We start from the raw sequence: 24428 nt of genomic DNA, 5'->3' as shown, positions 1-24428 counted from the left end.
GCCCCGGCCCGAGTTGCCGCGCACCGGTGATGCGAGAAGGTAAGGAGGGAGGTTCGCGAAGGGAGCTTGTGGTGACAGGCTGTCCCGTCGACGACACCGCCGTGCTGAACGCGCTGTTCGCCGACTCGCCCCAGGGTCTGTTCGTCTTCGACGCCGAACGGAAGGTCACCCGCTACAACCCGGCCGGCCGGGGCGTGCGGGGGCTGCCCGCCGGGGACGTCGTCGGGCACGTCGTCGACGACTTCGCCCCCGGAGAGGCGGGTGAGTTCAGGGCGCTGATCGACGAGGTCTTCGCGACCGGGAAGCCGTTGCGCGGCCGGCTGATCCGCGGGCCCTCGCCGTCGGACCCGCAGGTCGCCCTCGCCGTCGAGGTGTCCCTGTTCCCGCTGCCCGGCCGGGACGGCGGCATCCCCGGACTGGTGGGCGTCGTCGAGGACGTGACCGAGCGGCAGGCCGCGGCGGACCGCCTCGCCGTCCTCAGCGCGGTGCACGCGAGCGTCGGCTCGACCCTGGAGGTGGGGACCACGGCGGACGAACTCGTGCGGGCGCTGGCGCCCGCCTTCGCCGACGCGGCGAGCGTCGACCTGCTCGAGGACGGCACCGGCGGAAGCGCGCCCCGGGCCGGCCCCGTACCGACGGACGTGCCGCTGCGCCGGGTGGCCTTCGCTCCGCCGACCGTCGAGCCGGCCAGGAAGAAGGGCGACAGCCTCCCCTTCCCCTTCCCGACCCCGTACACCCAGGCCCTCAACGACACCCACGCCCGTCTGGTCCAGGTGACCCCGGACGATCCGTGGCTCTCGGCCGACCGGGACGGTTTCGCACCGCTGATCGCGGCGGACGTACGCTCCATGATCGTCGCCCCGCTCATGGCGCGGGACACCCTGCTGGGTCTGCTGACCCTGTACCGGAACCGCACCGAGGCCTTCGACGAGGCGGACCTGGACGTCGCCCGGCAGGCGGCCGACACCGCCTCCGCGCACCTGGACAACGCGCGCAGCTACCGCCGCGAGCGCACCGTGGCCTCCGCGCTGCAGCGCAGGCTCCAGCCCGGGGAGATTCCCCGCCTCACGGCCGTGGAGACCGCCCATGTGTACCTGCCCGAGGGAGCGGGCGGCGCCTGGTTCGACGTCATCCCGCTCTCCGGCACACGGGTCGCCCTGGTCGTCGGTGACGTCACGGGACACGGCATCGAGGCGGCGGCCACGATGGGCCAGCTCCGCATCGCCCTGCGCACACTGGCGCTGCAGGACCTGGAGCCGGACGAGGTGCTGATCCACCTGGACGAGGTCGCCACGCAGCTCCCGGCGGCCGACACCTCGGCCGCGGACCGTCACACGGCGACCTGCGCGATCGTGGTCTACGACCCCGTCTCCCGTCAGTGCACCATGATCCGCGCCGGGCACCCCGCCCCCGTCGTCGTCGACCCCGACGGCTCGCCGCTCGCCGTGGACGTCCCCCAGGGGCCGGCGCTGGGAGGGGGCGGCGAGCAGCCCTTCACCTCGACCGTGGTCCAGCTCGCCCCCGGCAGCCTGCTCGCCCTCTGCACCCGCGGTCTCCTCGCCTCCGGCGACGAGGGCGAAACGGCGGCCGGGCACGACCTGGAGAACGTCCTCGCCACCACCTCCCGGCCCCTGCAGGAACTGTGCGACACCGCCGTGTACCGGATGGCGCCCTCGCGTCAGGACGACGCGGTCCTCCTGCTCGCGCGCTTCCACGCCCTGGCCCCGGAACGGGTCGCGGACTGGACGCTGCCCCCCGACCCCATCGTCGTGGGCACGGCACGCCGGCTCGTCCACCAGCAACTCGCGGCCTGGCACCTGGACGGGGCGGTTCACACCACCGAGCTCATCGTCAGCGAACTCGTCACCAACGCCATCCGCTACGGCAAGGGTCCGGTGCGGCTGCGGCTCATCCACGACCAGCAGCGGCTGCTGTCCGAGGTCACGGACGCCAACAGCGTCAGCCCCCACCTGCGGCACGCCCGCACCAGCGACGAGGGCGGCCGGGGCCTCTTCATCGTGATGCGGCTCAGTTCCCACTGGGGCGTACGGCACAGCCGGCGGGACAAGACGATCTGGTCCGAGCAGCACCTCGACGACGCGTCCTCGGACCCGCCGGCCTCGATGGACGCCTTCGACATGGCGGACGCGGCGGAGCTGTGATGCCGGTCGGCGGCGTACAGGTGCCGTGCCGTCCGGCGGATGCGCGGCGAGACGCCCTGGCCCGGACACCCCTAGCGCGAGGCCCCGGTGCCGCGGCGCAGGGCGCGGGAGCACCAGCCGATGACCGTGGCGTTGACCAGTGCGCCGACGACGACGGCCAGGACGAACATCACGGGGCTGTCCGGCAGCACGATCAGCACGAAGCTGACCGGGGCGGTGGCGAGCAACGGGATGACGCCCGCGAAGGAGGCGTCCTCGGTCTCGCCGGCGCTCACCGCGAACGCCCATGTCAGCAGGGCGGCGCAGAGCCCGAGGTAGACGAGCGCGGCGATGTCGCCGAGGACGTGGCGCAGTCGGCGGGGCAGGGACGGGCCGGGTCCGGTCACGGCGTGGGCTCCTGGGGTGTGCTGGTCGTGGTCGGGGGGTGGTCAGAGGTGGGTGCCGGGTGGGTTCGGGCGGGCGAGGCCGAGGTCGTAGGCGAGGATCGTGGCCTGGACCCGGTCGCGCAGCCCGAGCTTGCGCAGCACCGCGTTGACGTGTGATTTGACGGTGCCGACGGTGATGCCGAGGTGCTCGGCGATCTCCGCGTTGTTGAGTCCCGAGGCGACGAGGGCGAGGACGCCCCGTTCGCGGTCGGTCAGGCCGTCCAGCTCGGCGGGGGTTCTCTCCCCGCGGGGCCCTGCGAGCGCTCCGGACGCGTAGTGGCCGATCAGGCGGCGGGTCGCGGACGGGGCGAGGACGCTCTCGCCGGCGGCCACCACCCGGATGCCCCGCAGCAGTTCGGGGGCGTGCACGTCCTTGAGGAGGAAGCCGGAGGCGCCGGCCCGCAGCGCGTCGAAGACGTAGGCGTCGAGGTCGAAGGTGGTCAGCACCAGGACGCGCGGCGCGTTCCGGCGGCCGGTGATGATCCGGGTGGCCGCGATGCCGTCCAGCACGGGCATCCGTACGTCCATGACGACCACGTCCGGTGCAAGCTCCTCGGCCAGCCGCACCGCTTCGGCGCCGTCGGCGGCCTCACCGACGACCGTCATGTCCTCCTCGGCGTCGATCACGGCGGCGAATCCCGCCCGGACGATGCCCTGGTCGTCGGCGACCAGCACGCTGAGGCTCATCGTGCGCTCCCCTCCTCGCCGCCCGGGGTCAGCGGCAGCAGAAGGCGGACCGTGTCCGCGGGCCCGGTGGTCAGGGTGCCGTCCAGCGCCGCGAGCCGGGCCGTCAGCCGCTCCCGTACGGCCGGGTGGGCGGCGGGTGCGATCCCGGTGGCCGTGATCGTCAACGTACCCTCCGCGGCGTCGAGTTCCAGCACCGCGGGCCGGTCGTCCCCGGTGGCGAGGAGCGTCTCGGCGGCCTGGTAGGCGGCCAGGTCGACGGCGGTGGGCAGGCGCCGGGGCACGTGGCCGGTCAGCCGTATCTCCACCTCGCGGCCGGTGGCCCGGCACTGATGGGCGAGCAGGTCCAGCGCCTGAAGGGTGGGCTGCGGCCGCAGTGCGCGCTCCGCCCCGCCCTCCCGCACCGTGTCGAGCAGGGCCCGCATCGCGGCCAGCGCCTCGCGGGCGCGTTCGGCGGTCGCCTCGAGCCGGCCCGCCTCCGCTTCGGCGACCATGTCGGCGGTGCGCGCCAGCACGGTCGTCTCCAGCCCGCCGGCGATCCGGCGGCGCTCGGCCCACGCGTCCCGGACCGCCTCCTCCGTCCAGTGGGCGAGGCGTGCGTCCCGGGTGCCCCGGGCGGCCCGCGCGCGACGGCCGCGCAGAACCCCGCACCCATGGGCGGCACCGGCCGCGAGGGACGCCCCGGCCGTCGCCGCCGCGACGACCGCCCAGACGGGCAGTGTCGTGCCCCGGTCCAGTACGGCGGCGGTCACGGCCGCCGCGTGCACCACCGCGGCCACGGCCGGCAGGAGCACCCGCCGTCCGTCCCGGCTCCCGTCCACGGCGAGCGCCGCGCACATGGCGAGCATGCTCAGCGCGGGCGGCAGGACGACCGGGCCCGTGTAGTCGCCCGCGGCCATCGCCACCGGCCAGAGCAGCGCCAGGGCGCACAGGACGCCCTGGGCGGCGCGCGGTGCACCGCGCAGCCACAGCAGCGTGATCGCCTGAGCCGCGGCCAGCAGGGCGAACAGCACACCCGCCGACACCTGAGAGCCCGCCGGGGTGCTCTCCGCCCGGACGACCAGCGTCGGCAGCAGCGGTTGCAGCACGAGTCCGACGGCCGCCGTCACCTGCGCCGGACGCCGGCCGCGCGGCCCGGACCGCTCGACGGGGGCGGCGCTGCGGCCGGGCAGGACCGCGCGTACCTCCCAGCCGCCCTCCGCCGTCGGCCCGGTGGCCAGGGTGCCGCCCGCCTCCCGCGCCCGGGAGCGCAGGAAGCCCTGCCCGCGTCCCCCGCCGAGACCCGCGCCGTGCGCCACCGTGCCGGGCAGCGGTGCCCCGCTGGTCACCACGACGTCCGTGCGGTCGTCGCCGTAGCGGCACCGCACCCGCGTGGGCGCGCCCGGGGCGTAGCGCGCCACGTTCGTCAGCGCCTCGCGCACGATGCCGTACGCCGCCTCCGCGACCGCGCCGTCCGGCAGCGGGTCGATCTCGCAGTCCACCCGCTGGTCCAGGCGCCGGAATCCGTCGACCAGGTCGAGCAGCCGCTCCTCCGGTGACGGCAGGTCCTCGCCCGAGGGCGCCGGGGCCCGTACGGAGCCGAGCGCCCGGGTGACCTCGTGGCCGGTGTCGACCGCGAACCGCAGGGCCTCCTCGGTGAGTTCGGGACGGCGGTCGCGCAGCCCCAGCGCGGCGCCCGCGGTGACCACCACGGCGGTCAGATGGTGCGCGCTGACGTCGTGCAACTCCCTCTCCATGCGGCGCCGTTCGGCAGCAGGGAGCCGGTGGCGCTCGGATTCGGCGCGGCTCAGGAGCCGTTCGGAGGCCTGTCGTGCGTGGCGGGTCCGCCGGACGAGCAGGCCGGCACCACAGGCGGTGGCGTAGAGCAGGGCGGTGAGCACGAGGTCGAGTCCGTCGCGCTCGCTGATGCCGTGCAGGGTGAGGCCGTGCAGCAGCTGCCAGAGCGCGAGCGCCACCGCGCACAGCACGGTGGTGAAGGTGTCGCGTGCGGTCGCCACGGTGAACAGGGCGAGCGCGACACCCGCGGTGCCGAGCACCGCCGTCGCCCCGGCGGGCAGCGGCCCGGCGCCCAGCGCGCACGCGGCGGCGGTCAGGACGAGGGCGGTGACCGGGCGGGTTCGGCGCAGGGTGAGCGCGCCCGTGACGGGTCCGGCGACCAGGGCCCACACCAGCAGCGCGGACGCGGCGGGGGCGTCGCCGCGCAGCAGGGCCGCGCCCGGCCACACCACGGCCTGGGCGCACAGCAGCAGGACCGGGAGCAGCCGGTCGTCGGTTCGGTTCATGACAGGCCCAGGCTAGGGCGGCGGCCGGCCGGCCCGGCTCCGGCCACAGGGGGATTCGGCCCTCTTACCTGGGTTGCAGACGGGGCGGGATTCTCCCTCCCGGGGTGCGCGTGCCCGGGGACGTCGACGGTCCGGTCCCCGTGGTCGCGAGGGGCCCGGACGGCGGGCGGGGCGCGGGGTCAGGCCGCCGCCTCGGCCGGAGCCGCCTGCGACCGGGTCCGCACGGCACGGCGACGGGTCGGCAGCCCGAGCGTCGGGTTGACCACCGCCCAGGCCGCGCCCTCGCGAACCAACTCCCTGCGGACGGCGTCACCACAGTGCCCGCACGGGGGCGGGGCACGGGGTCAGGCCGCCGCCTCGGCCGGAGCCGCCTGCGACCGGGTCCGCACGGCACGGCGACGGGTCGGCAGCCCGAGCGTCGGGTTGGCCACGGCCCAGGCCGCGCCCTTGCAGACCAACTCCCTGCGGACGGCGTCACCACAGTGCCCGCACGGGGGCGGGGCGCGGGGTCAGGCCGCCGCCTCGGCCGGAGCCGCCTGCGACCGGGTCCGCACGGCACGGCGGCGGGTCGGCAGCCCGAGCGTCGGGTTGGCCACGGCCCAGGCGGCGCCCTCGCGAACCAACTCCCTGCGGACGGCGTCACCACAGGGCCCGCACGGGGGCGGGGCGCGGGGTCAGGCCGCCGCCTCGGCCGCGGATTCGGCCGGGACCGCCGGGGACGGGGTCCGCACGGCACGGCGGCGGGTCGGCAGCCCGAGCGTCGGGTTGGCCACGGCCCAGGCGGCGCCCTTGCAGACCAGCTCCTTGTAGACGGCGGCGAGCCGTCCGGTCAGGGCCGTGCCGACGGCGCGGTCGTCGGCGGTGACGTACTGGATGATGCCCTCCTTGCGGCCCAGCGAGATGCACTGGTTGAAGTAGCGGATCGGCACGTTCGGGAGCTTCCCGCCGGTCAGCCGTGCCGCGATCGCGTCGACGGCCTGCCACGCGGTGGGCACACCCGAGGCGCAGGACATCCGCAGCGGCTTGTCGCCGGGGCCGGTCACCATGGCGGCGTCGCCGACGGCGTACACCTCGGGGTGCGAGACCGAGCGCATGGTCCCGTCGACCACGATCTGGCCGCTGCCGGTGACCTCCAGGCCCGTGGCCCGCGCGATGGGGTGGACGGCGAAACCGGTGGTCCACAGCGTGAGGTCGGACGGGAGGGAACCGCCGCCGGCGGTGGTGACCCGGTCGGCCTCCACGCCCGTGACGTCGGCGTGCTCGTGCACGGTGATGCCGAGCCGGTCGAAGACCTTGCGCAGGTGCCGGCGGCCCTTGGGGGAGAGCCAGTCGCCGAGTCCGCCGCGGGCGGCGAGGGCGACGTCGAGGTCCGGGCGGGCCTCGGCGACCTCGGACGCGGCCTCGAGCCCGGTGAGCCCGCCGCCGACCACGACGACGCGCTGTCCGGCGTCCAGGCCGGCGATCCGCTCGCGCACCGCCAGGGCCCCGGGGCGGCCCGCGATCTCGTGCGCGTGCTCGGCGGAACCGGGTACGCCCTGGTCGTTCCACCGGCTGCCGAGGGCGTAGACGAGGGTGTCGTACTCCAGCTCGCCCTCGCCGTCCGCGTCCCGCACGGTGACCGCCCTGCGGTCCACGTCGACGCCGGTGACCTGCGCGAGCCTCAGTTCCACGCCGGTTTTGGCGAGCATCCCGGCGAGGGGGCGGTGCTTGACCGGGCGGCCGGCCGCCACCTCGTGGTTGCGGACGCGTTCGACGAAGTCGGGCTCGGCGTTGACCAGGGTGATGGCGACGTCTTCCCGGCGCAGCCGCCTGGCGAGGCGTCCGGCGGCGGAGGCTCCGGTGTAGCCGGCTCCGAGGACGATGATGCGGTGCTGCATGGCCTTGCTCCTGTCGTCAGCGGATTCGCCCCTTGAACCGGACGGCCCGCCGTTTCCTGACAGGAGTGGAATGTGACGCCTGTCACATCGCGGTCAGCAGGCTCAGTAGGCGATGCGCACCAGGGGTTCCCCGTGGTCGGCGGCCGCCCAACGCTCGGTCACCCGTTCGAGCTTGTCGGGGTTGACCTGGTTCCGGACGGCGGAGATGCCCTCACCGGTGACCTCCAGGCACATGACGGCGACGACCCGGCCGTCGACGACCGCCACGAGGGCGGGGTCTCCGTTGGCGGTCGTCGCGTAGACCTCGGGGGAGCCGCCGACCAGCTCCCGCTTGGCCTTGCCCGGCAGGAACAGACCGCGCAGGAACTTCGCGACCGCGAGCGCGCCCTCGAACGGCCTGGTGCGGGCCGGGACCTTTCCGCCGCCGTCGCCGACCGAGACGGCGTCCTGGGTGAGCAGCCGCACCAGCGGCTCGGTCCGCCCGCTGGTGGCGGCCGCGAGGAACTCGTCGACGACCCGGCGGGCGGCGGCCTCGTCGATCTCCGTACGGGCCCTGCCCTGTGCGACGTGCTTCCTGGCGCGGTGGAAGATCTGCTGACTGGCCGCCTCGGTGATGTCGAGGATCTCGGCGATCTCCCGGTGCGCGTAGTCGAACGCCTCCCGCAGGACGTACACGGCCCGCTCGTTCGGGGTGAGCCGCTCCAGCAGGACGAGGACCGCGTACGACACCGACTCCCGCTGTTCGGCGGTGTCGGCGGGACCCAGCATCGGGTCTCCCGCGATCAGCGGCTCGGGAAGCCACTCACCCACATACGTCTCGCGCCGCGCGCGGGCGGAGGCGAGCTGGTTGAGGCACAGGTTGGTGAGCACCTTCGTCAGCCACGCCTCGGGCACCCGGATGCGGTCGACGTCGGCGTCCTGCCACCGCAGGAACGTCTCCTGCACGGCGTCCTCGGCCTCGCTCGCGGAGCCGAGCAGCCGGTAGGCGATGGCCTCCAGCCGGGGCCTGGAGGCCATGAACCGCTCCACGTCGCTCACGCTCAGGGCCATGCCCGGATCCTACGACTTCAAGCCGCTGTCCTCGGCGAGGGTGTGGGCGACCAGGGCGTTGGCGTGGCCGTGGCCCAGGCCGTGCTCGGACTTGAGCCAGGCGACGAGCTCCATGTGCCGGGTCAGCGGCGAGGCGCGGATGAGGTCCTTCCACTCCGCGACCGGACGCCCGTACTTCTTCTCGATCGACGGAAAGTAGCTCGCGGGGCCCTTCACCTGTGCGCTCATGTCAGCCGTCCTTCTCGTCCTCGCGGTGATGTGTCACCAGTGAGGACGGGTGGACGGAGCGGAACTGATCGGCACGAGGGAGTGATCCGCGTCACCTCGCCCGTCTCACGGGGCCAGGCCGATCTCCGCGCAGGCCGCCGCGTAGGGCTGGGTGCAGATGTCCTCGGCGGTGTAGACGCCGTCCTCGATCACCGTGTCCTCGATGTTCTCCTTCGTCAGGGCGACCACCGGGACCAGCATCGCCGGAATGTCCTTCCGCGTGGGACTGTCGATGAGGTCCCGGGCGAGGGCGTCGAACTGGATCGAGCGGTCCTGCACCTTGGCCACCGCCATGTCCGCGGCCCCCGTCGCCTCCAGCAGGAAGGACTTGTACACCGTCATGTACTGCGTGCCCGCGACGACCCGCTGCACGGCCGCGAGATCCGCGTCCTGCCCGGTGACCGGCGGCAGGTCGGACAGGCCCGCGTCCCCCAGCACGTCGATGACGGCGCCGGCCATGCCGTCGTTCGCCGAGTACACCGCGGCGAGATCGCCCGCGCCGACCTCCTTGAGCGCCTTGCGCATGTTCTTCGCGGCGACCTCGGGCAGCCACTTCTCCGTGTCGTACGACTTGACGATGTCCACCTTGCCGCTCAGCTCGCTCAGCGCGCCCTTCTTGAACAGGGCCGTGTTCGGGTCGGCGGGCTCGCCGTTCATCATGACGACCTTGCTCTTCTCGGCGTTCTCACCGAGCGCGTTCACCAGGGCGCGGCCCTGCACCTGGCCGACGAGTTCGTTGTCGTGCGACACGTACGCGTCGATCGGCCCCTCGGCGAGACGGTCGTAGGCGATGACGGGTATGCCCGCCTCCTTCGCCTTCTTCACGTCCGGCGCGACGGCCGCGGCGTCGACCGCGTCCACCAGGATCACGTCGACGTCGTCGGCGATCAGCTTCCGGAACTGCTCGCTCTGCTTGGCCTTGCTGCCCTCCGCGTTGGCGTAGACGACCTCGCCCTGCTTGTTGGTGAGGGAGGAGATCCGCTCCTTGATGAGCGGGTAGTCGAACTTCTCGAAGCGCGCCGTGTCCTTGTCGGGCAGCAGCAGACCCACCGTCATGTCGTAACTCCGCGAGCCTCGTTCCGTGTCGTCGTCGCCGGTGGCGCCGAGGAGACCGCAGCCGGTCAGCGAGAGGGCCGACAGCGTGGCGGTCAGGAACAGGACGGAACGGCGTACGGCGGTGGGGGCGGGGGTGGTTCGGGGGTTCACGTGGAGGGCCTTCCGGGCGGACGTGCGGCGTGGGCGACCGAGTGGCCGGACAGCCAACGTGGCACCACGGTGCGGCGTCAAGGCCGACGGGCGGCTCCGGCCCGAAGGTCGATCAGAAGTGTGTCCGTTGTGGGGTGGTGCGGCACCGGCGCTCACGACCTTCTCGCGCGGTGCGCAGAGAATGTGCGCAGGAGAGGCACACAGGCTGCACACAGTGCGTCGTGGCCCTGGCTAGCGTTGCTGTCCCCTGCTCCGGACCGTTCGCCTTCCGGTCGGTCGGTACGTCAACTCAGGAAGACAGCGGATGGACTACTGCTCCACGTGTCGCCGGCATCTGAACGGCGCCCTGGTCTGCCCGGGCTGCGGTGCCTACGCCCCCGACATCGCGCCCAGCGTCATCGGCGGCCACACGGTTCCCGGTACGGCGAGCGCAGCAGCCGAGCCCGCCGCGGCCGTCACACCCCCCGCCCCGCGCTCCGGTGACACGGCGTCGCGGACGCCCGCGCCGTCGGGCACCGGCACCGGAAGGGCGGCGCGGCGGCGGCAGCTGACCCGCTGGAGGAAGACACAGCGACGGGCCCTGGTCGCCACCGCCGTGGCCCTCGTGGGCGGCGGGCTGACCCTCGCCTCGGTGGACCGGGGCGGCGGGGACCGGGCCCAGGCCAGCACGGCACCCGACGTCCGGGGCATGGGCGGCGCGACGGAAGCCGCGGACGGCACCACCGGCCCGGGATCCACGTCCGCCTCCCCGGACCGTACGCGGCAGTCGCCCCCGGCAGACGACGAGCGCCGGGCGCCGGGCGAGACCGCGCAGACGTCCCCCGCCCCGTCCCGCACCCACACGGACAGCAGCTCCGAGAGGCGTACGGAGGTGACGTCCCGGCCGCGGACGACCGCCCCCGACTCCGTCTCCCGCTCCGGCTCCCGCGCCGAGGCGAACGGGAGCGCGGGCACCGACGCGGGCGTCGACACCGGGTCGGGCTCCGCCTCCGCTTCCGGCTCCGGCACGGCCACCCGCCCGGCCACGCCGCCCCCGGCCGCGGACGACGGCGACGCGGCCGGCGGCACCGACCGGGGCGAGGGCTCCCAGCCCGCCCCCGCCACCCCGCCGGCCGGCGAAGCGGACTCCTCCCAGCTCTGCCTCCTGGTCATCTGCCTGGGCTGACCCACCGCGCCCCGGGCGCCGGCCCTGCGGAACAATCGGGACATGAGCATCGTCAAGATCAACGTACTCACCGTCCCGGAAGAGCAGCGCGAGACGCTGGAGCAGCGGTTCGCCGCACGGGCCGGGGCCGTGGAGAGTTCCGACGGGTTCGAGTGGTTCGAGCTGCTGCGCCCGGTGGAGGGCACCGACACCTACCTCGTGTACACGCGGTGGCGGACCGAGGAGGACTTCCAGCGCTGGATGGCCGGCCGGGGGCAGGCCGCCCACGGCGGGGCGCAGGGTGAGAAGCCACGCCCGGCGGCCACGGACGCCACGCTCTGGTCGTTCGAGGTGGTCCAGCAGGCCGCGCCCCAGCAGGGCTGATCCCACGGCCGTCCGCCCGGTTCAGCGCAGGGCGGCGAGTACGCGGCGGGCGGCTTCGGCGACCAGCGGGTCGCTGGGGGTCGCGTCGCGGCCGGGGCGATCGGTCAGGACGGCCAGTACCAGCGGGGCGCCGCGCCCGGGCCACAGGACGGCGACGTCGTTGGCCCGGCCCCAGTCGCCGGTTCCGGTCTTGTCGCCCACCTTCCAGCCGCGGGGGGCGCCGGCCCGGATGCGCTTGCCGCCGGTGGTGCTGCGCACCAGCCAGTCCGTCAGCAGCGTCCGCTTCCCCGCCTGCAGGGCGTCGCCGAGGACGAGGGAACGGTAGTCGGCGGCGACGGCCCGTGGGGTCGTGGTGTCCCGGGGGTCTCCGGGCGGATTGCTGTTCAGCTCGGGTTCGTAGTGGTCCAGGCGGCTGACGGAGTCACCGAGTCCGCGCAGGTGGGCGGTGAGGGCCAAGGGGCCGCCGAGGTGGCGCAGCAGCAGGTTGGCGGCGGTGTTGTCGCTGTGGCGGACGGCGGCGTCGCAGAGCTGACGGAGGGTCATGCCGGTGCCGGTGTGCCGCTCCGTGACCGGTGAGTAGGCGACGAGGTCGTCGTCCGTGTAGGGGACGCGCTCGTCCAGGCGGGCGAGCGGGCCGCGGTCCAGGACGGCGGCCGCGGCGAGCGTCTTGAAGACGGAGCAGAACGCGAAGCGTTCGTCGGCGCGGTGGACCACGGTGGCGCCGGTACCGGTCGCGACGGCGTACACCCCGAGGCGGGCGCCGTACTCGCGTTCGAGGCCGGCGAGGCTCCGGGGGGTCACCGGGGCGGGCGCGCCCCGGCCCGAGGAGGGCGAGGGCGACGGTGCCGCGGTATCGTCCCGGCCCCGCTCGCGCACCGGCGTGCTCGTGGCGCACCCGGCCGCGGGGGCGAGGGCCGCGGCCAGCAGCAGGGCGCGGCGGGAAGGGTGTGAGGTCACGGGGGATGCTCCCTTTCGGACGGTGCGGTCAGGACTCGGGTACGGCGGACAGCAGCTCACGGAGCACCGGTCCCGCCGAACCGCCGCCGGTGACGCCCTCCTCGACCACGCAGGCCACGGCCACGTTGCCCCGGTGGGCGACCATCCAGCCGTTGTTGTCCTGGTCGTCGGAGACCTCGGCGGTGCCGGTCTTGGCGCCGATGTCGCCGGGCAGGCCGGCCAGAACGCGCGCGGTGCCCTCCGTGACCGTGGCCCGCATCAGTGTGCGCAGCTGGGTCACGACCTTCCGCGGCAGCGGCGTGGTGCGGGTGGTGTCCTCGGTGCCGTCGACGAGCGAGGGCTGGTGGAAGCTGCCCGACACGGCCGTCGCGGTGACCGACGCCATGATCAGCGGGTTGGCCTGGACCCGGCCCTGCCCGATCATCGAGGCGGCCTTCTCCGTGGCGTCGCGCGGCACCGGCACCGAGCCGTCGTACGAGGGGACGCCCACGTGCCAGGTCTGGCCGACCCCGAAGTACTTCTTCGCCACGTCCCCGAGTTCTCCCTCGCCGAGCCGCCCGCGCAGGCTGATGAACGCGGTGTTGCAGGACTCGGTGAAGTCCTTGCGGAAGGTGGCGCCGGGGTGTTCCGACGTCTCCACGTTCTGGAACTTCTTGCCCACCGTCAGGTACTTGGGGCAGTCCACGACGTCGTCCGGCGCCACGGCGCCCTTCAGCAGCAGGGCGCTGCTGGTCACGATCTTCCACGTCGAGCCGGGGGCGTAGGTGCCGGAGACGGCGCGGTTGAAGCCGGAGGCGGGTGAGTTGGCCACGGCGAGGATCTCGCCGTCGTCGATGCGCAGGGCGACGAGCGCGGCGTTCTTGCCGTCGGCCTTCGCGAGGGCGCGTTCGGCGGCCGTCTGCCAGCGGGCGTCGAGGGTGGTGCGGACGGGGCCTTCGTCCTTGCGGGTCTCCTCGCCGCCGAAGGACACCTCCGTGCGTTCGACCTCACCCGTGGCCCGGTCGACGAGGTGCACCGCGCCGCGCGGGCCGCCGTCCGCGCCCTCGGCGAGCTGGGCGAGGACGGGCGCGAGGGACGGGTGGGTGGCGCCGGTCAGGGTCCCGCCGTCGCGGTCGGTGGCCTCGACGGGTGGTCGCTCCTCGCGTTCCAGGCGGAACTTCTCCGTGTCACTGAGCCTCGGGTGGACCAGCGACAGTGTCCACTCCACCTTCCAGGTGCCGTCGTCCTGCTCCCGCAGCGGCAGCTTCGAGGTGTACGTCCAGGTGCCGAGGCCGGTGACGGGCATCTTCGCGGTGAAGGGCACGGTGAGGGTGCCGTCGCCGGTCTCCTCGGGTTTCCCGGCCGTGAGCTCCGGCTTCTCGATGTCGAGCCCGGCGGTGAAGCTGCCCAGCACCTGCTCCGCGCGGTCGGGTCCGGTCGTACGGGCGGCGGCGTCCGGCAGCCGTCCGGCGGACCAGTCGGCGAGGAACGCGCGGGCCTCGGCCACCGCCTCGGGATCGGGACCGCTGTCGCCCGCGAAGGGGCCGACGCCCGCCGCGTACGCCCCGCCGGCGGCGACCGCGGCCACCACCGCGACGGCGGTGAGGGACTTGGTGGTTCTGCGCGGGCGGCGACGGCGGGGGCCGCCCGGGGGGAAGTCGGGGTAGGAGTGCATGCACCGACCACAGCAGCGGTGGGCACCGTCCGTCCAAGACCGCTATCGATCTCGGACCGATCAATACTCGATATGATGACTGGTCGTGGACCTGGTGCGGCACCTGGAGTGCTTCGTGGCTGTTGCAGAAGAGTCACACTTCGGGCGTGCCGCGGCCCGTCTGGGCATGGCGCAGCCGCCGCTGTCGCAGCGCATCCAGCGGCTGGAACGGGAGCTGGGAGTGCGGCTGTTCGAGCGGACCAGCCGTCGGGTGACGATCACCGAGGCGGGACGGCTGCTCCTGGCCGAGGCCCGTGAGGTCCTCTCCCGCTCGGAGTCCTTCCTCGCCACCGCCCGCCGGGTGCGTGACGGCGAGACCGGGCTGCTGCGGGCGGCGCTCCCCCCGGACCTCTCCGGCGAGACCGTCGCCGCCCTGCTCGCGGACTTCGGGCGCCGCCGCTCCGGTCTGGAGCTCGAACTGCACGAGCTGTCCACCGCTCAGCAGCTCGCGCGGCTCGCGGCCCACGAGCTCGACGTCGGCATCGTCCACCATCCGTGTGACGTGGCCGGCCTGGAGCTGGGTCCGGTGCTGCGACGGGAGCTCGGTGTGCTGCTGCCGCGCGGGGCCGGGGCGGCCCGGCGCGACGAGGTGCCCCTGGCCGCGCTGAGCGGCCACGACCTGATCCTGTTCCCGCGCTCCGCGGCCCCGGCCCTCTACGACGACCTGCTGACCACCTGCGCCCGCGGCGGCTTCACCCCCGCCGCCGTACGCCACGGCCAGGGCGACAGTTTCGTCCGGGGGCTGGTGCTGTCCGCCGGGGCCGTCGCCCTGTGCCCGCGCGACGCCCGGCCGTCCTCGGGCGACCCGGACGTGGTGTGGCGTCCCCTCACCGGCGGCGGCCCCGCCCTGCGGCACTCCGCCGCCTGGCCCGCGGGACGCGGCGACGCCGCCGTGCACGCCTTCGCCGAAGCGGCCACGCAGGCCCTGCGTACCGCCGCCGGCGCGACCCCCGACGCACCGACCCGCCCGCTGCACCTGCGCCCGGCATCGGAGTACTGGCTGTGACCGACGCCGTCGCCCGTATCCACGCCGCCTTCGCCGACGCCGGGGTCACCGGCCGGCTGCACGCCCTCGGCATCGACTCGGGCGTGCAGCTCGACGCGGGGGCGGACCAGCCGGTCCCCACGGCCAGCGTCCACAAGCTGTGCGTCCTGGTCGCGCTGCACGAGCAGGACGCGGCGGGCCGGCTGGACCTCACCGAACAGGTGGAGTGCCCGCCCGCCGGACGCACCACCGGCCCCACCGGAGTGGCCGCCATGCTGGACGCGGCCCGGCTGTCCCTGCGCGATCTGGCGTATCTGATGATGGCGGTCAGCGACAACGCCGCCGCCGACCTGCTGCTGCGCCGGGTGGGCCTGGACGCCGTGAACGCCACGACGGCCCGGCTGGGACTCACGCGGACGCTCGCCGTGCACTCCTTCGGCGACATGCTCGCGACCATCAAGGAGGACGCCGGTCCGGACGGGGCCCGGGCGCTCGCCGACCCGCATGTCATCACCCGACTGCGGGCGCTGGACCCCGCCCGCACCAACCGCAGCACCCCGCGCGATCTCACCCGGCTGCTGGCCGCCGTGTGGCGGGACGAGGCGTGCCCGCCGGAGCACGGCGCGGCCATGCGACGGATCATGGGGCTCCAGGTGTGGCCGCACCGGCTGGCCTCCGGTTTCCCGTTCGACGACGTCCATGTCGCCGGGAAGACCGGCACGCTGCCGACCCTGCGCAACGAGGTGGGCGTCGTGGAGTACCCGGACGGCGGCCGTTACGCCGTCGCCGTGTTCACCCGGACCGCGCACACCGCCGCCACCCTTCCGGCGGCCGACGCGGTGATCGGAACGGCGGCGAGAATCGCGGTGGACGCGCTGCGGGCGGAGGAGTTGCGCTCGCGTTGACCAGAAGCGCAAAGGCACATGAATAAGCGCCGGCCAGGTGGAAAACAAAGAGCAGGGCCCCGCACCGAAGTGCGGGGCCCTGCTCTTCAAACCCTGGGTTCGGGTCAGGCGGGAACGATGTTCTCCGCCTGCGGGCCCTTCTGGCCCTGGGTGACGTCGAAGGTCACCTTCTGGCCTTCCTGGAGCTCGCGGAAGCCCGAGGTGGCGATGTTCGAGTAGTGGGCGAACACGTCAGCGCCGCCGCCGTCCTGCTCGATGAAGCCGAAGCCCTTTTCCGAGTTGAACCACTTCACCGTACCGGTGGCCATATAAATCTCCTGAGACAGTGTCGGAACTCGCACTTTACGAATCCCTACATCGTCGCGATGATCACCTGCCCGGAGACCCGGTAGCAAACTGGCAACCACAACTGCAACTGGCGTCAGCCTAGCATGGAAAAGAGCCGCGGCAAGCGAGGAAAATCACTGGAATAAAACACCGACGGCGTGTTTAGGGAAAGACATTTTCCGCAGCGGGAGCGGTCTTTCTGTTCCGGCGGTGACAGATTTTCACCGGGGTCCGTGGAGCGCGCCCGTCCCTCGCCGGCGGAGCTCCTCGTTGGCCCGTTCGGCCTGCTCCAGCTGCTCCTCGAGGCTGATGATGCGGCACGCGGCGTCGACCGGGGTGCCCTGGCCGACCAGCTCACGGACCCGGGCGGCCAGCCTCAGCTGGTGGCGTGAGTAGCGGCGGTGGCCGCCTTCCGAACGCGTCGGGGTGATCAGCCGCGCCTCGCCCAGGGCGCGGAGAAACGCGGGTGTGGCTCCGACCAGCTCGGCGGCCCTGCCCATGGTGTAGGCCGGGAAGTGGTCGTCGTCGAGCCGGTCGGCGACGGGGAGCCGGTCCTGGTCCGGCTGTCGGCCGTCGGCGTACGGCTGACCTTCCGAGGGCATGCGCACCTTTCCGCGGACCACAAGGACACGGTCCGCCACGGGGACGGGTTCCCCGCAGAGGAACTTTAGTCGCCTCGGCGGAAAAACTGTCGCGGCCGAGACAGATGTCCTGCTCACCCGTCCGTGGGAGGGACGCCGGGAGCGGTCGGACCGCCCTCGCCCTGCGGCCGCTTCCTCGTTCTCGTCCCGGTCTCCTCGGCCGTCCGGGTGCGATGCGGGCCCATCTCGCCGAGGACGGCACCGAGTTCGGCCTCGGTGAGCGCACTGCCGGGGAGGGGCCCCGGCGGTGCGGACGGGGTGGCGCGCAGGCCGTCGAGGAACAGGACGAGGGGGCGGTGCCAGGCGTCGGGGGCGGTGGCCGCCGTCAGGGGCGGGACGGCGCGGCCCAGGGCGGCGAGGGCGAACAGCAGGTCCTCGGTGGTGACGTCGGGGCGCACGGTGCCCTGCGCGCGCGCCCGCTCCAGCAGCAGTTCCACGGTGGCGCGGTTGTGGGCGTGCACGGCCTCGAGGACCTCGACGTCCGGCAAGCGGGTGGTCATGAGGTCGTTGGTGCCGCGGTCGGCCGCCAGGGTGGCGAAGACGGTCCGGAGGTATCCGGTCAGGCCGGTCCAGGCGTCGGGGGCCGTCCGGGCGTGCTCGCCGGCCGTCATGGTGTCCGTGAGCTGGCCGTGGAAGACGGCGTCGACGAGGGCGGCACGTGTGGGGAAGTGCCGGTACAGCGTCGCGTTGCCGACCCCCGCGCGGCGCGCGATCACGTCCAGCGGGGCGTCGAGCCCCTGCTCGGAGAAGACCGCGTGCGCCGCCTCCACCAGCCGGTCCCGGTTCCGCCGCGCGTCCCGCCGCCGCCGGGGCGCGGGTGCGGTCGCGGGTGTGCCGCGGCCGGGCGTGGCGCGGCCGGGCGTGGCGCGGCCGGGCGTGGCGCGGCCGGGCGTGGCGCGGCCGGGGGCGGTGGGCTCTTCACCGACGGTCATCGTCTTCCTCCGTGCGAAGCGGGGAGCACTCCCCGACCGGATGCTATCGTCGCCGCATCAAGTGGGGAGTACTCCCCGTTTATGTTCGCGACACGGAGAGGACGTCGACGTGCGAGCGCCCACCCTGGAGGAGTTGGCCCACGGCCACGGCCACGACCCGGCAGCCGACCCGTTCCCCGTCCTCGCGGCCCTGCGGGCCGAGGGCCCGGTGCACCGCGTCCACATCCCGGGGAGCGGGGACGCCTGGCTGGTGGTGACGCGGGAGGCGGCGCGGGCCGCGCTGACCGACCCCCGGCTGCGCAACGACATCCGGTACTCCGCCACCTGGGAGACCGACGGCGGCCACGCCGTCGGCCGCAACATGCTGCAGAGCGACCCGCCGCACCACACCCGGCTGCGGCGGCTGGTGGCGGGCCGCTTCGCACCGGGCCGGATCGCCGCCCTGCGGCCGGGTATCGGGACGGTGGCCCGCCGGCTGCTGGACCGGCTGCCGGAGACGGGCGACGCCGACCTGGTGAGCGGTTACGCGCTGCCGCTGCCGGTCACGGTGATCTGCGACCTCCTCGGCGTACCCGTCGCCGACCGCGCGGACTTCCACACCTGGTCGAACGAGCTGGTCATACCCACCGGCGAGGAGACCGCCGGCGCCGCGGCCGCCGCGCTGACCGGCTACCTCACCGAACTGATCGCCGAGAAGGCCGGCGCCCCCGACGGCTCCCTGCTCGCGGACCTGACGAGGGACGCCGAGGACGGCACGGCCCCGGAGGAGCTCCTCGGCATGGCCTTCCTGCTCCTCGTCGCCGGGCACGAGACCACGGTGAACCTGATCTCGGCGACGGTGCACAGCCTGCTGACCCACCCCCGCCAGCTCGCCCTGCTGCGCGCCGACCCGGACCTGGCCGACGCCGCGGTCGAGGAGTCGCTGCGCTTCAACTCCCCCGTCCACGCGAGCGCGTTCCGCTTCGCGGCGGAGCCGCTGGAACTGGCCGGCACCCGGGTCGCCGCCGGTGACGCCGTGCTCGTCTCCCTGGCCGCGGCCTCCCGCGACCCGCTCGCCTTTCCCGATCCCGACCGCTTCGACATCACCCGCCGCCCCCAGGGCCACCTTGCCTTCGGACACGGCGCCCACCACTGCCTGGGCGCACCACTCGCCCGCGCGGAGGGCGTCATCGCCCTCCGCCTCCTGCTGGAACGGCACCCGGGTCTCGCCCTCGCCGCCGCCCCGGAGACCCTCGTCTGGCGCTCGAGCACGCTGCTGCGAGGGCTGACCGCGCTCCCGGTGCGCCTGGACGGAGCGGCACACCGCCCCTGAGGCCCGGTAATTCGGAGGCGCGTACGACAAAGAGGCGCGAGACTGCGCCGTATCCACGGATCCGCCCGCCACCTCACGGAGCCCGCCACGTCATCCGAACCGCCCGCCGTACCCGCGCCCTCCCGCCCCCTCACCTGGCCCGAGGTCGACCCGGCCCGCGTCCCCTTCGAGTGGGACGCGGCCGAGGAGACCCGCATCGGCGCGCTGATCGCCGCGCGCGTACCACGCGTGGCCGGCGGCGGGGAGGGCCGGTGGACGGACCAACGGCGGTGCGAACGGCGGCTGACCGACCTCTTCGTCGAGGAGTACGGCCCCTGGGCCCGGCACTGGAACTGGGCCTACGGGGAAGGGGGCGGCGGCGGTGTCGTGCAGAGCTGGTGCTGCGGCCCGCACTCGGTGACCACCCCCGAGGAGACCGCGGCCCGTGCCGTCGCGGCCCTGCTGGAGTGGCGGGGGTGGCTGGAGGAGCTCGCCGCACGCTTCGCCGAGCTGGCCCCGCCCCCGGGCGCGGACGCCGAGCGGCGCAGCTGGCACCTGGAGCGGGCCGCCGTACGGCTCATGACGCGGGTGGTGGACCTCACGGGCACGGAGGCCGGGTGGTACGGCCAGTGCCGGCTGGCCCTCGCCTGGTTCCTGACCGCGTACGGCATGGACACCGAGGCGGCACAAGCGGCGGTGGACGACGCGATCGGCGGGCGTTTCCACAGCTGGGTCACGCCGCCGGCGACGCTCGTCGGCTCGGTGGGCGAGGACCTCGCCGTCGGGGTGACCGGCCGGCCGCCCTACCGGGACCACCGGCAGTACGCCCCACTGGAGGAGCGCCATGACCACCGCTGAGCACGACGCGTCGGCGGACTGGTGCCGGGCCAGGGCGCGGGTCGACTGGGCCCGGGCGGGCGCCGCGCACCTCGCCGAGCCGGTCCCACCGGCGCGGGACGGCTTCACCTCCTGGTGCACGGGGCCCGTCCACCGCCGCGACCCGGCCCGCGCGCGGCGCCTGCTGGCGGCGTACGGGGCGGTCCGCGCCGACGCCGTCCGGCGCCCGCCGCTCACCTTCCCCCTGTTGTCCGGCTGGCAGCAGCGGGTCCTCGGCACGCCCGGCCGTCCGCCGTTCCGTACCCGCGACGCCTACGCCAAGGCCGGACGCGAGCGCTACGCCCTGACCCCGCACACCCCGTCGGCCTTCGCCCGCTGTCTGGCGGACGCCGACGACCCCGGCGTCCCGCTGCCCGCCCGCGCCGCACGCGCCTACCTGGACGTGGCCTTCTTCCACCCCTTCGACGACGGCAACGCGCGCGCCGCCCTGCTCACCCTCGCCTTCGTCCTGGCCCGCGAGTCGGTCACCCTGCACAAGGTGGGCCCCCTCCAGACCACCCGCTACGCCGACGACCCCGACGGTGCCGCCGACCTCGCTGTCCTGGTGGCGATCCTGATCCGGTGACGGCCGGCCGGGGCCCCGGGCCCTCCCGGAGCCGACCCTGAGGTGTCCCCCATCCGACCCTGAGATGTGTCAGAAATCTTTGACAGGTCCCTCCGGGGGCTGTCAGCCTTTTCTGACAGGTACGAGGGAAAGGGGCCGCGATGCCCGAGGTCCCGCCGTCGGCACCCACGGGCGACGAGCTGCTGAAGGTGCTCTCCGCGCTCGGCAACCCGCACCGCATGCGGATCGTCGCGACGCTCCTGGAGAACCGCACCTACGTCAGCGCGCTGGCACGCGAGATCGGCATCGGCCGCCCGCTGCTGCACATGCATCTGCAGCGGCTGGAGGCCGCGGGCCTCGTCACCGGCACGCTCGAAGCCGCGGAGGACGGCAAGACCATGAAGTACTACGACGTCACGCCGTTCGTCTGCGAACTCACCCCGCACACCATCGCCCGCGCGGCCGCGACGCTCACCGACGCCGGGGCGGACACCGCCGACCGCAGCACGCACCGGTCGGACCGAAGCGCGAAAGAGGAAGCGAAGTGAACGACGAACTGGTGACGCAGGCCGCCGGAGCCGAGGAACTCGGCGTCCTGGTGGGAGCCGTCGGCGCGGCCGGGTTCTTCACCCTGCTGATCGTGATCGTCTGGCAGGTGGCGGCCACCTGGCGCGCCCGGATGCTGGCCGCGCGCGAGGAGCAGTACAAGGAGCTCGCCACCCGCTACGCGCAACTGCTGGAGGACACCGTGGAGTTGCAGCGCCGTACCACCGACGAGCAGCGGCAGCTGCTGGACGAGCTGACGCAGACGCGGCTGGCGGTCGGCTCGATGGAGAAGATGATGCGCGAGATCGAATAACGGCACCCGCGCGTGCGCGACGGATGTACGGCCGGGAGCTGCAACTCCCGGCCGTACCGAGGAAGCACACGCCCCGGACACACCCCTTCCCGTACACCACGGCAGGTCGTCACACCCTGTGCGCCGTGGTGCGGGTTCCGTGCGCCCCGCGCCGGCCGTCACCGGCCGGCGGTGCGCTCCACACGAAGGAGACTACTCATGCGTGCCCTGTTGCAGCGCATCGCGCGTGCGCCCGGCGGGCGCCGCGGCAAATGGATGGTGCTCGCGGCCTGGCTGATCGTGGCCGTCGCGCTCGGCCCGCTCGCCGGGAAGCTCGGCGAGGTCGAGGAGACCGGTCCGAACGCGTTCCTCCCGCACGGCGCCGAGTCGGCGCGCGTCAACACCGAGCTGGAGAAGTTCCGTACGGACCCGGTCATGCCCGCGGTCGTCGTCTACACCGGTGAGGGCGCGCGGGAGGCGGCGGACGCCGACCGCCCGGGCCTCGCGCGGTTCGTCGCCGCGGGCGAGGAACTGACCGGGCCCGTCCCGTCCGAGGACGGCCGGGCCCTGATGACGGTGGTCCCGCTGGACAGCGAGGACGAGATCACCGACAAGGTCGACGAGCTGCGCGAGATCGCCGGGGCGAACGCCCCGCCCGGCACGGACGTCGAGGTCGGCGGTCCCGCCGCCTCCCTCACCGACAGTGTCGCGGTCTTCGACAGCCTGGACGCGACGCTGATGATCGCCACCGGACTGGTCGTGGCCGTCCTGCTGCTGATCACCTACCGCAGCCCGGTGCTGTGGCTGTTCCCGCTGCTGTCGGTCGGCTTCGCGGCCGTGCTCACCCAGGCCGTCACCTATCTCCTCGCGCGTTACGCCTCGCTGCCCGTCGACCCGCAGAGCGCGGGCGTGCTGATGGTGCTGGTCTTCGGCGTCGGCACCGACTACGCGCTGCTGCTCATCGCCCGCTACCGCGAGGAACTGCACCGGCACGAGGACCGGCACGCGGCGATGCGGATCGCGCTGCGCCGCTCCGGCCCCGCCGTGCTCGCCTCGGCCGGCACCATCGCCGTGGGCCTGGCCTGCCTGGCGCTCGCCGACATCAACTCCTCGCGCTCGCTGGGCCTGGTCGGAGCGGTCGGCGTGGTCTGCGCCTTCCTTGCCATGGTCACGGTCCTGCCCGCACTGCTCGTGCTCGCGGGCCGCTGGGTGTTCTGGCCGTTCGTCCCCCGGTACGGCACGCCTGCGCACAAGGCGCGCACCGTGTGGTCCCGCATCGGGAGTGCGGTGGCGCGGCGTCCGCGCTGGTCGTGGCTGATGTCGGTGGCGGCCACCGGGGTGCTCGCGCTGAGCTGCGCCGGGATCTCCCTGGGGCTCAGCCAGTCGGAGATGTTCCAGGACAAGCCCGAGTCGGTCGTCGCGCAGGAGCGCATCTCGCAGCACTACCCCTCGGGTGCCTCGGACCCGGCGCAGATCGTCACCCGGACCGCCGCGGCGGACGAGGTCAGGTCGGCGGCGGCCGGAACCGACGGAGTGGCCCGGGTCGAGCCCGGCGGCGACCGCACCTCCGACGGCTCCCTCACCACGCTCTCGGTGGTGCTGGAGGACGCCCCGGACAGCGATGCCGCCAAGGACACCATCGATGTGCTGCGCGACGCCGTGCACGCGGTCGACGGGGCGGACGCCCTGGTCGGCGGGACGACGGCGGAGAGCCTGGACACCGCGCGGGCCGCGGACCGCGATCTGACGACGGTCGTCCCGGTCGTGCTGCTCGTCGTCCTGGCGGTGCTGATCGGGCTGCTGCGGGCGCTGGTCGCCCCGGTGCTGCTGCTGGCCACGGTGGTGCTGTCGTACCTCGCGGCACTCGGCGGCTCCAACCTGCTCTTCGAGCATGTGCTGGGCTACGCGGGCGTGGACTGGTCGATCCCGCTCATGGGCTTCGTGTTCCTGGTGGCCCTCGGCATCGACTACAACATCTTCCTCATGCACCGGGTCCGGGAGGAGACCGCCCGCCTCGGCTGCACGCGGGGCGTCCTGGAGGGCCTGACCAGCACGGGAGGCGTCATCACCTCCGCGGGCGTGGTGCTGGCGGCCACCTTCGCCGTGTTCGCCGGGCTGCCGCTGGTCACCATGGCGCAGATGGGCGTGCTGGTCGGCATCGGCGTCCTGCTGGACACGTTCCTCGTGCGCACGGTCCTGGTGCCGGCCCTCGCCCTGGACCTCGGCCGCTGGTTCTGGTGGCCGGGGCGCCTGTTCCGGGACCCGCCGCGCGACGGGACGGAGGTCCGGTCCGCGGACGCCCCGGAGGCGGTGGGGACGGCCTCCCGGACGACGGCGTAGGCAGACGACCGGCGCGGGAAGGCCGGGGCCGGGCCCCGAGCTGCACACGTGGGGACGCGACGGCCCGTCCCGGCCTTCCCTCTGGCCGCAATCTGCCATGCGGCGGGCCGGGCCGCCCGCCGGAACGGGCCGAACGAGGCGACCGCACCCGCCCCACCCCTGATCGCTCGGACATTCCGGGCGCTTTATCCTATTTCTTCGGCCATACTCGGAAACATGGACACGGCAACGTATGTACAACTGGCCGCAAATGAGCACCGGTGGGCCGTCCTCGCGGCCTTCATCGGCGGGCTGATCGTGGCCGGCGCACTGGTCTGGGCCGTACGTGTCGGAATGCGGTACATGGACCGCGAGGAGCCCCGCCCGCGGCCCGAGGACCAGCCGCATCTGCCGGACGGCGGCGCGGTCCACGAGATGCGGGAGATGCGCGAGCCGGACGAGGTCCCGCTGGTGGAGAGGACGGGCTCCCGGCTCATGCCCTACGAGCTCCACCACGCCGCCACCAGGACGGGCAAGGATCAGAGCCGCAAGCGCTGGCTGCCCGGATCCAGCGGCGCCTTCGGCAGCGGAGGCCCCGGGCACGTCTGACGCACGGGC

The 24428-nt window shown here is 74.1% G+C and carries 24 protein-coding genes and 1 pseudogene; 12 read left to right on the top strand and 13 right to left on the bottom strand.

Annotated features, from left to right (window positions below):
• The first annotated feature begins 71 nt into the window (after nucleotides 1-71).
• Entirely contained in the window at nucleotides 72-2162 is a 2091-nt protein-coding gene (locus tag ACZ44S_RS29385) for a SpoIIE family protein phosphatase (RefSeq protein WP_466934177.1), read from the top strand.
• A gap of 71 nt (nucleotides 2163-2233) precedes the next feature.
• Here the strand turns inward: ACZ44S_RS29385 and ACZ44S_RS29380 are convergent, their stop codons facing one another.
• The 8 genes and pseudogenes from ACZ44S_RS29380 to ACZ44S_RS29345 all read right to left on the bottom strand — a co-directional run bounded on the left by ACZ44S_RS29380 (nucleotide 2234) and on the right by ACZ44S_RS29345 (nucleotide 9953).
• Complete coding sequence (locus ACZ44S_RS29380; RefSeq protein ID WP_466934175.1) at nucleotides 2234-2548, bottom strand: SCO4225 family membrane protein; 315 nt, start codon at nucleotides 2546-2548, stop codon at nucleotides 2234-2236.
• 42 nt (nucleotides 2549-2590) lie between these two features.
• Complete coding sequence (locus ACZ44S_RS29375) at nucleotides 2591-3274, bottom strand: response regulator (protein WP_466934173.1); 684 nt, start codon at nucleotides 3272-3274, stop codon at nucleotides 2591-2593.
• A complete protein-coding gene (locus ACZ44S_RS29370) occupies nucleotides 3271-5553 on the bottom strand; it encodes a histidine kinase (protein ID WP_466934171.1) in 2283 nt (760 codons plus the stop codon). The genes ACZ44S_RS29375 and ACZ44S_RS29370 overlap by 4 nt, the downstream gene beginning before the upstream one ends.
• 344 nt (nucleotides 5554-5897) lie before the next feature.
• Nucleotides 5898-6026, bottom strand: a pseudogene (locus tag ACZ44S_RS29365) (oxidoreductase); the annotation flags it as partial.
• Between the two features lie 201 nt (nucleotides 6027-6227).
• Nucleotides 6228-7430: an NAD(P)/FAD-dependent oxidoreductase gene (locus tag ACZ44S_RS29360; RefSeq protein ID WP_466934169.1), complete on the bottom strand. Its 1203-nt coding sequence runs from the start codon at nucleotides 7428-7430 to the stop codon at nucleotides 6228-6230.
• Between the two features lie 102 nt (nucleotides 7431-7532).
• Nucleotides 7533-8480: an RNA polymerase sigma-70 factor gene (locus ACZ44S_RS29355; RefSeq protein ID WP_466934167.1), complete on the bottom strand. Its 948-nt coding sequence runs from the start codon at nucleotides 8478-8480 to the stop codon at nucleotides 7533-7535.
• Between the two features lie 9 nt (nucleotides 8481-8489).
• Complete coding sequence (locus tag ACZ44S_RS29350; RefSeq protein WP_466934165.1) at nucleotides 8490-8708, bottom strand: DUF4287 domain-containing protein; 219 nt, start codon at nucleotides 8706-8708, stop codon at nucleotides 8490-8492.
• A 105-nt stretch (nucleotides 8709-8813) separates the two neighbouring features.
• Nucleotides 8814-9953 carry a sugar ABC transporter substrate-binding protein gene (locus ACZ44S_RS29345; RefSeq protein ID WP_466934163.1) on the bottom strand — a complete coding sequence of 380 codons (1140 nt, stop codon included), beginning with the start codon at nucleotides 9951-9953 and terminating at the stop codon, nucleotides 8814-8816.
• Nucleotides 9954-10257: 304 nt separating this feature from the next.
• Between ACZ44S_RS29345 and ACZ44S_RS29340 the strand changes: the two genes are divergently transcribed.
• On the top strand, nucleotides 10258-11118 hold the full coding sequence (locus tag ACZ44S_RS29340; protein ID WP_466934162.1) for an SCO2400 family protein: 861 nt from the start codon (nucleotides 10258-10260) through the stop codon (nucleotides 11116-11118).
• Between the two features lie 42 nt (nucleotides 11119-11160).
• Nucleotides 11161-11481: an antibiotic biosynthesis monooxygenase family protein gene (locus ACZ44S_RS29335; protein WP_466934160.1), complete on the top strand. Its 321-nt coding sequence runs from the start codon at nucleotides 11161-11163 to the stop codon at nucleotides 11479-11481.
• A gap of 21 nt (nucleotides 11482-11502) precedes the next feature.
• Here ACZ44S_RS29335 and bla read toward each other — a convergent pair whose 3' ends face one another.
• Nucleotides 11503-12438 carry a class A beta-lactamase gene (gene bla, locus ACZ44S_RS29330; RefSeq protein ID WP_466934158.1) on the bottom strand — a complete coding sequence of 312 codons (936 nt, stop codon included), beginning with the start codon at nucleotides 12436-12438 and terminating at the stop codon, nucleotides 11503-11505.
• Between the two features lie 28 nt (nucleotides 12439-12466).
• The gene (locus tag ACZ44S_RS29325) at nucleotides 12467-14092 is read right to left on the bottom strand and encodes a penicillin-binding transpeptidase domain-containing protein (RefSeq protein ID WP_466934156.1); all 1626 of its coding nucleotides are present in this window, start codon (nucleotides 14090-14092) and stop codon (nucleotides 12467-12469) included.
• Nucleotides 14093-14207: 115 nt separating this feature from the next.
• On the opposite strand from ACZ44S_RS29325, the gene ACZ44S_RS29320 reads away from it, so the two are divergent.
• Entirely contained in the window at nucleotides 14208-15137 is a 930-nt protein-coding gene (locus ACZ44S_RS29320; protein WP_466934154.1) for a LysR family transcriptional regulator, read from the top strand.
• Entirely contained in the window at nucleotides 15134-16021 is an 888-nt protein-coding gene (locus ACZ44S_RS29315) for a serine hydrolase (protein ID WP_466934152.1), read from the top strand. Before ACZ44S_RS29320 ends, ACZ44S_RS29315 begins: the two co-directional genes overlap by 4 nt.
• 104 nt (nucleotides 16022-16125) lie before the next feature.
• On the opposite strand, the gene ACZ44S_RS29310 is transcribed toward ACZ44S_RS29315, so the two are convergent.
• The 3 genes from ACZ44S_RS29310 to ACZ44S_RS29300 all read right to left on the bottom strand — a co-directional run bounded on the left by ACZ44S_RS29310 (nucleotide 16126) and on the right by ACZ44S_RS29300 (nucleotide 17921).
• Nucleotides 16126-16329 (bottom strand): cold-shock protein, encoded by a 204-nt coding sequence (locus ACZ44S_RS29310; RefSeq protein WP_004985680.1) that lies wholly within the window; start codon nucleotides 16327-16329, stop codon nucleotides 16126-16128.
• 240 nt (nucleotides 16330-16569) lie between these two features.
• Nucleotides 16570-16950: a MerR family transcriptional regulator gene (locus tag ACZ44S_RS29305; protein WP_466934150.1), complete on the bottom strand. Its 381-nt coding sequence runs from the start codon at nucleotides 16948-16950 to the stop codon at nucleotides 16570-16572.
• A 113-nt stretch (nucleotides 16951-17063) separates the two neighbouring features.
• Nucleotides 17064-17921 carry a TetR/AcrR family transcriptional regulator gene (locus ACZ44S_RS29300; RefSeq protein ID WP_466934148.1) on the bottom strand — a complete coding sequence of 286 codons (858 nt, stop codon included), beginning with the start codon at nucleotides 17919-17921 and terminating at the stop codon, nucleotides 17064-17066.
• Nucleotides 17922-18030: 109 nt separating this feature from the next.
• Between ACZ44S_RS29300 and ACZ44S_RS29295 the strand changes: the two genes are divergently transcribed.
• The 7 genes from ACZ44S_RS29295 (at nucleotide 18031) to ACZ44S_RS29265 (ending at nucleotide 24419) form a co-directional block, all read left to right on the top strand.
• Nucleotides 18031-19233 carry a cytochrome P450 family protein gene (locus ACZ44S_RS29295; protein WP_466934146.1) on the top strand — a complete coding sequence of 401 codons (1203 nt, stop codon included), beginning with the start codon at nucleotides 18031-18033 and terminating at the stop codon, nucleotides 19231-19233.
• A gap of 228 nt (nucleotides 19234-19461) precedes the next feature.
• A complete protein-coding gene (locus ACZ44S_RS29290; RefSeq protein WP_466934144.1) occupies nucleotides 19462-20070 on the top strand; it encodes a hypothetical protein in 609 nt (202 codons plus the stop codon).
• The gene (locus ACZ44S_RS29285; protein WP_466934142.1) at nucleotides 20057-20674 is read left to right on the top strand and encodes a Fic family protein; all 618 of its coding nucleotides are present in this window, start codon (nucleotides 20057-20059) and stop codon (nucleotides 20672-20674) included. Before ACZ44S_RS29290 ends, ACZ44S_RS29285 begins: the two co-directional genes overlap by 14 nt.
• Before the next feature lie 140 nt (nucleotides 20675-20814).
• Nucleotides 20815-21201 carry an ArsR/SmtB family transcription factor gene (locus ACZ44S_RS29280; protein ID WP_466934140.1) on the top strand — a complete coding sequence of 129 codons (387 nt, stop codon included), beginning with the start codon at nucleotides 20815-20817 and terminating at the stop codon, nucleotides 21199-21201.
• Nucleotides 21198-21512, top strand: coding sequence for a hypothetical protein (locus ACZ44S_RS29275; RefSeq protein ID WP_190164710.1), 315 nt, complete (start codon nucleotides 21198-21200; stop codon nucleotides 21510-21512). The genes ACZ44S_RS29280 and ACZ44S_RS29275 overlap by 4 nt, the downstream gene beginning before the upstream one ends.
• 198 nt (nucleotides 21513-21710) lie before the next feature.
• The gene (locus ACZ44S_RS29270) at nucleotides 21711-23831 is read left to right on the top strand and encodes an MMPL family transporter (protein WP_466934139.1); all 2121 of its coding nucleotides are present in this window, start codon (nucleotides 21711-21713) and stop codon (nucleotides 23829-23831) included.
• 216 nt (nucleotides 23832-24047) lie between these two features.
• Complete coding sequence (locus ACZ44S_RS29265) at nucleotides 24048-24419, top strand: DUF6479 family protein (protein WP_466934137.1); 372 nt, start codon at nucleotides 24048-24050, stop codon at nucleotides 24417-24419.
• Nucleotides 24420-24428: the final 9 nt, after the last annotated feature.

Source organism: Streptomyces malachitofuscus, from assembly GCF_055571035.1.
Note: the sequence above shows the minus strand (reverse complement) of the source record. Positions and strands in the feature narration are given on the sequence as shown.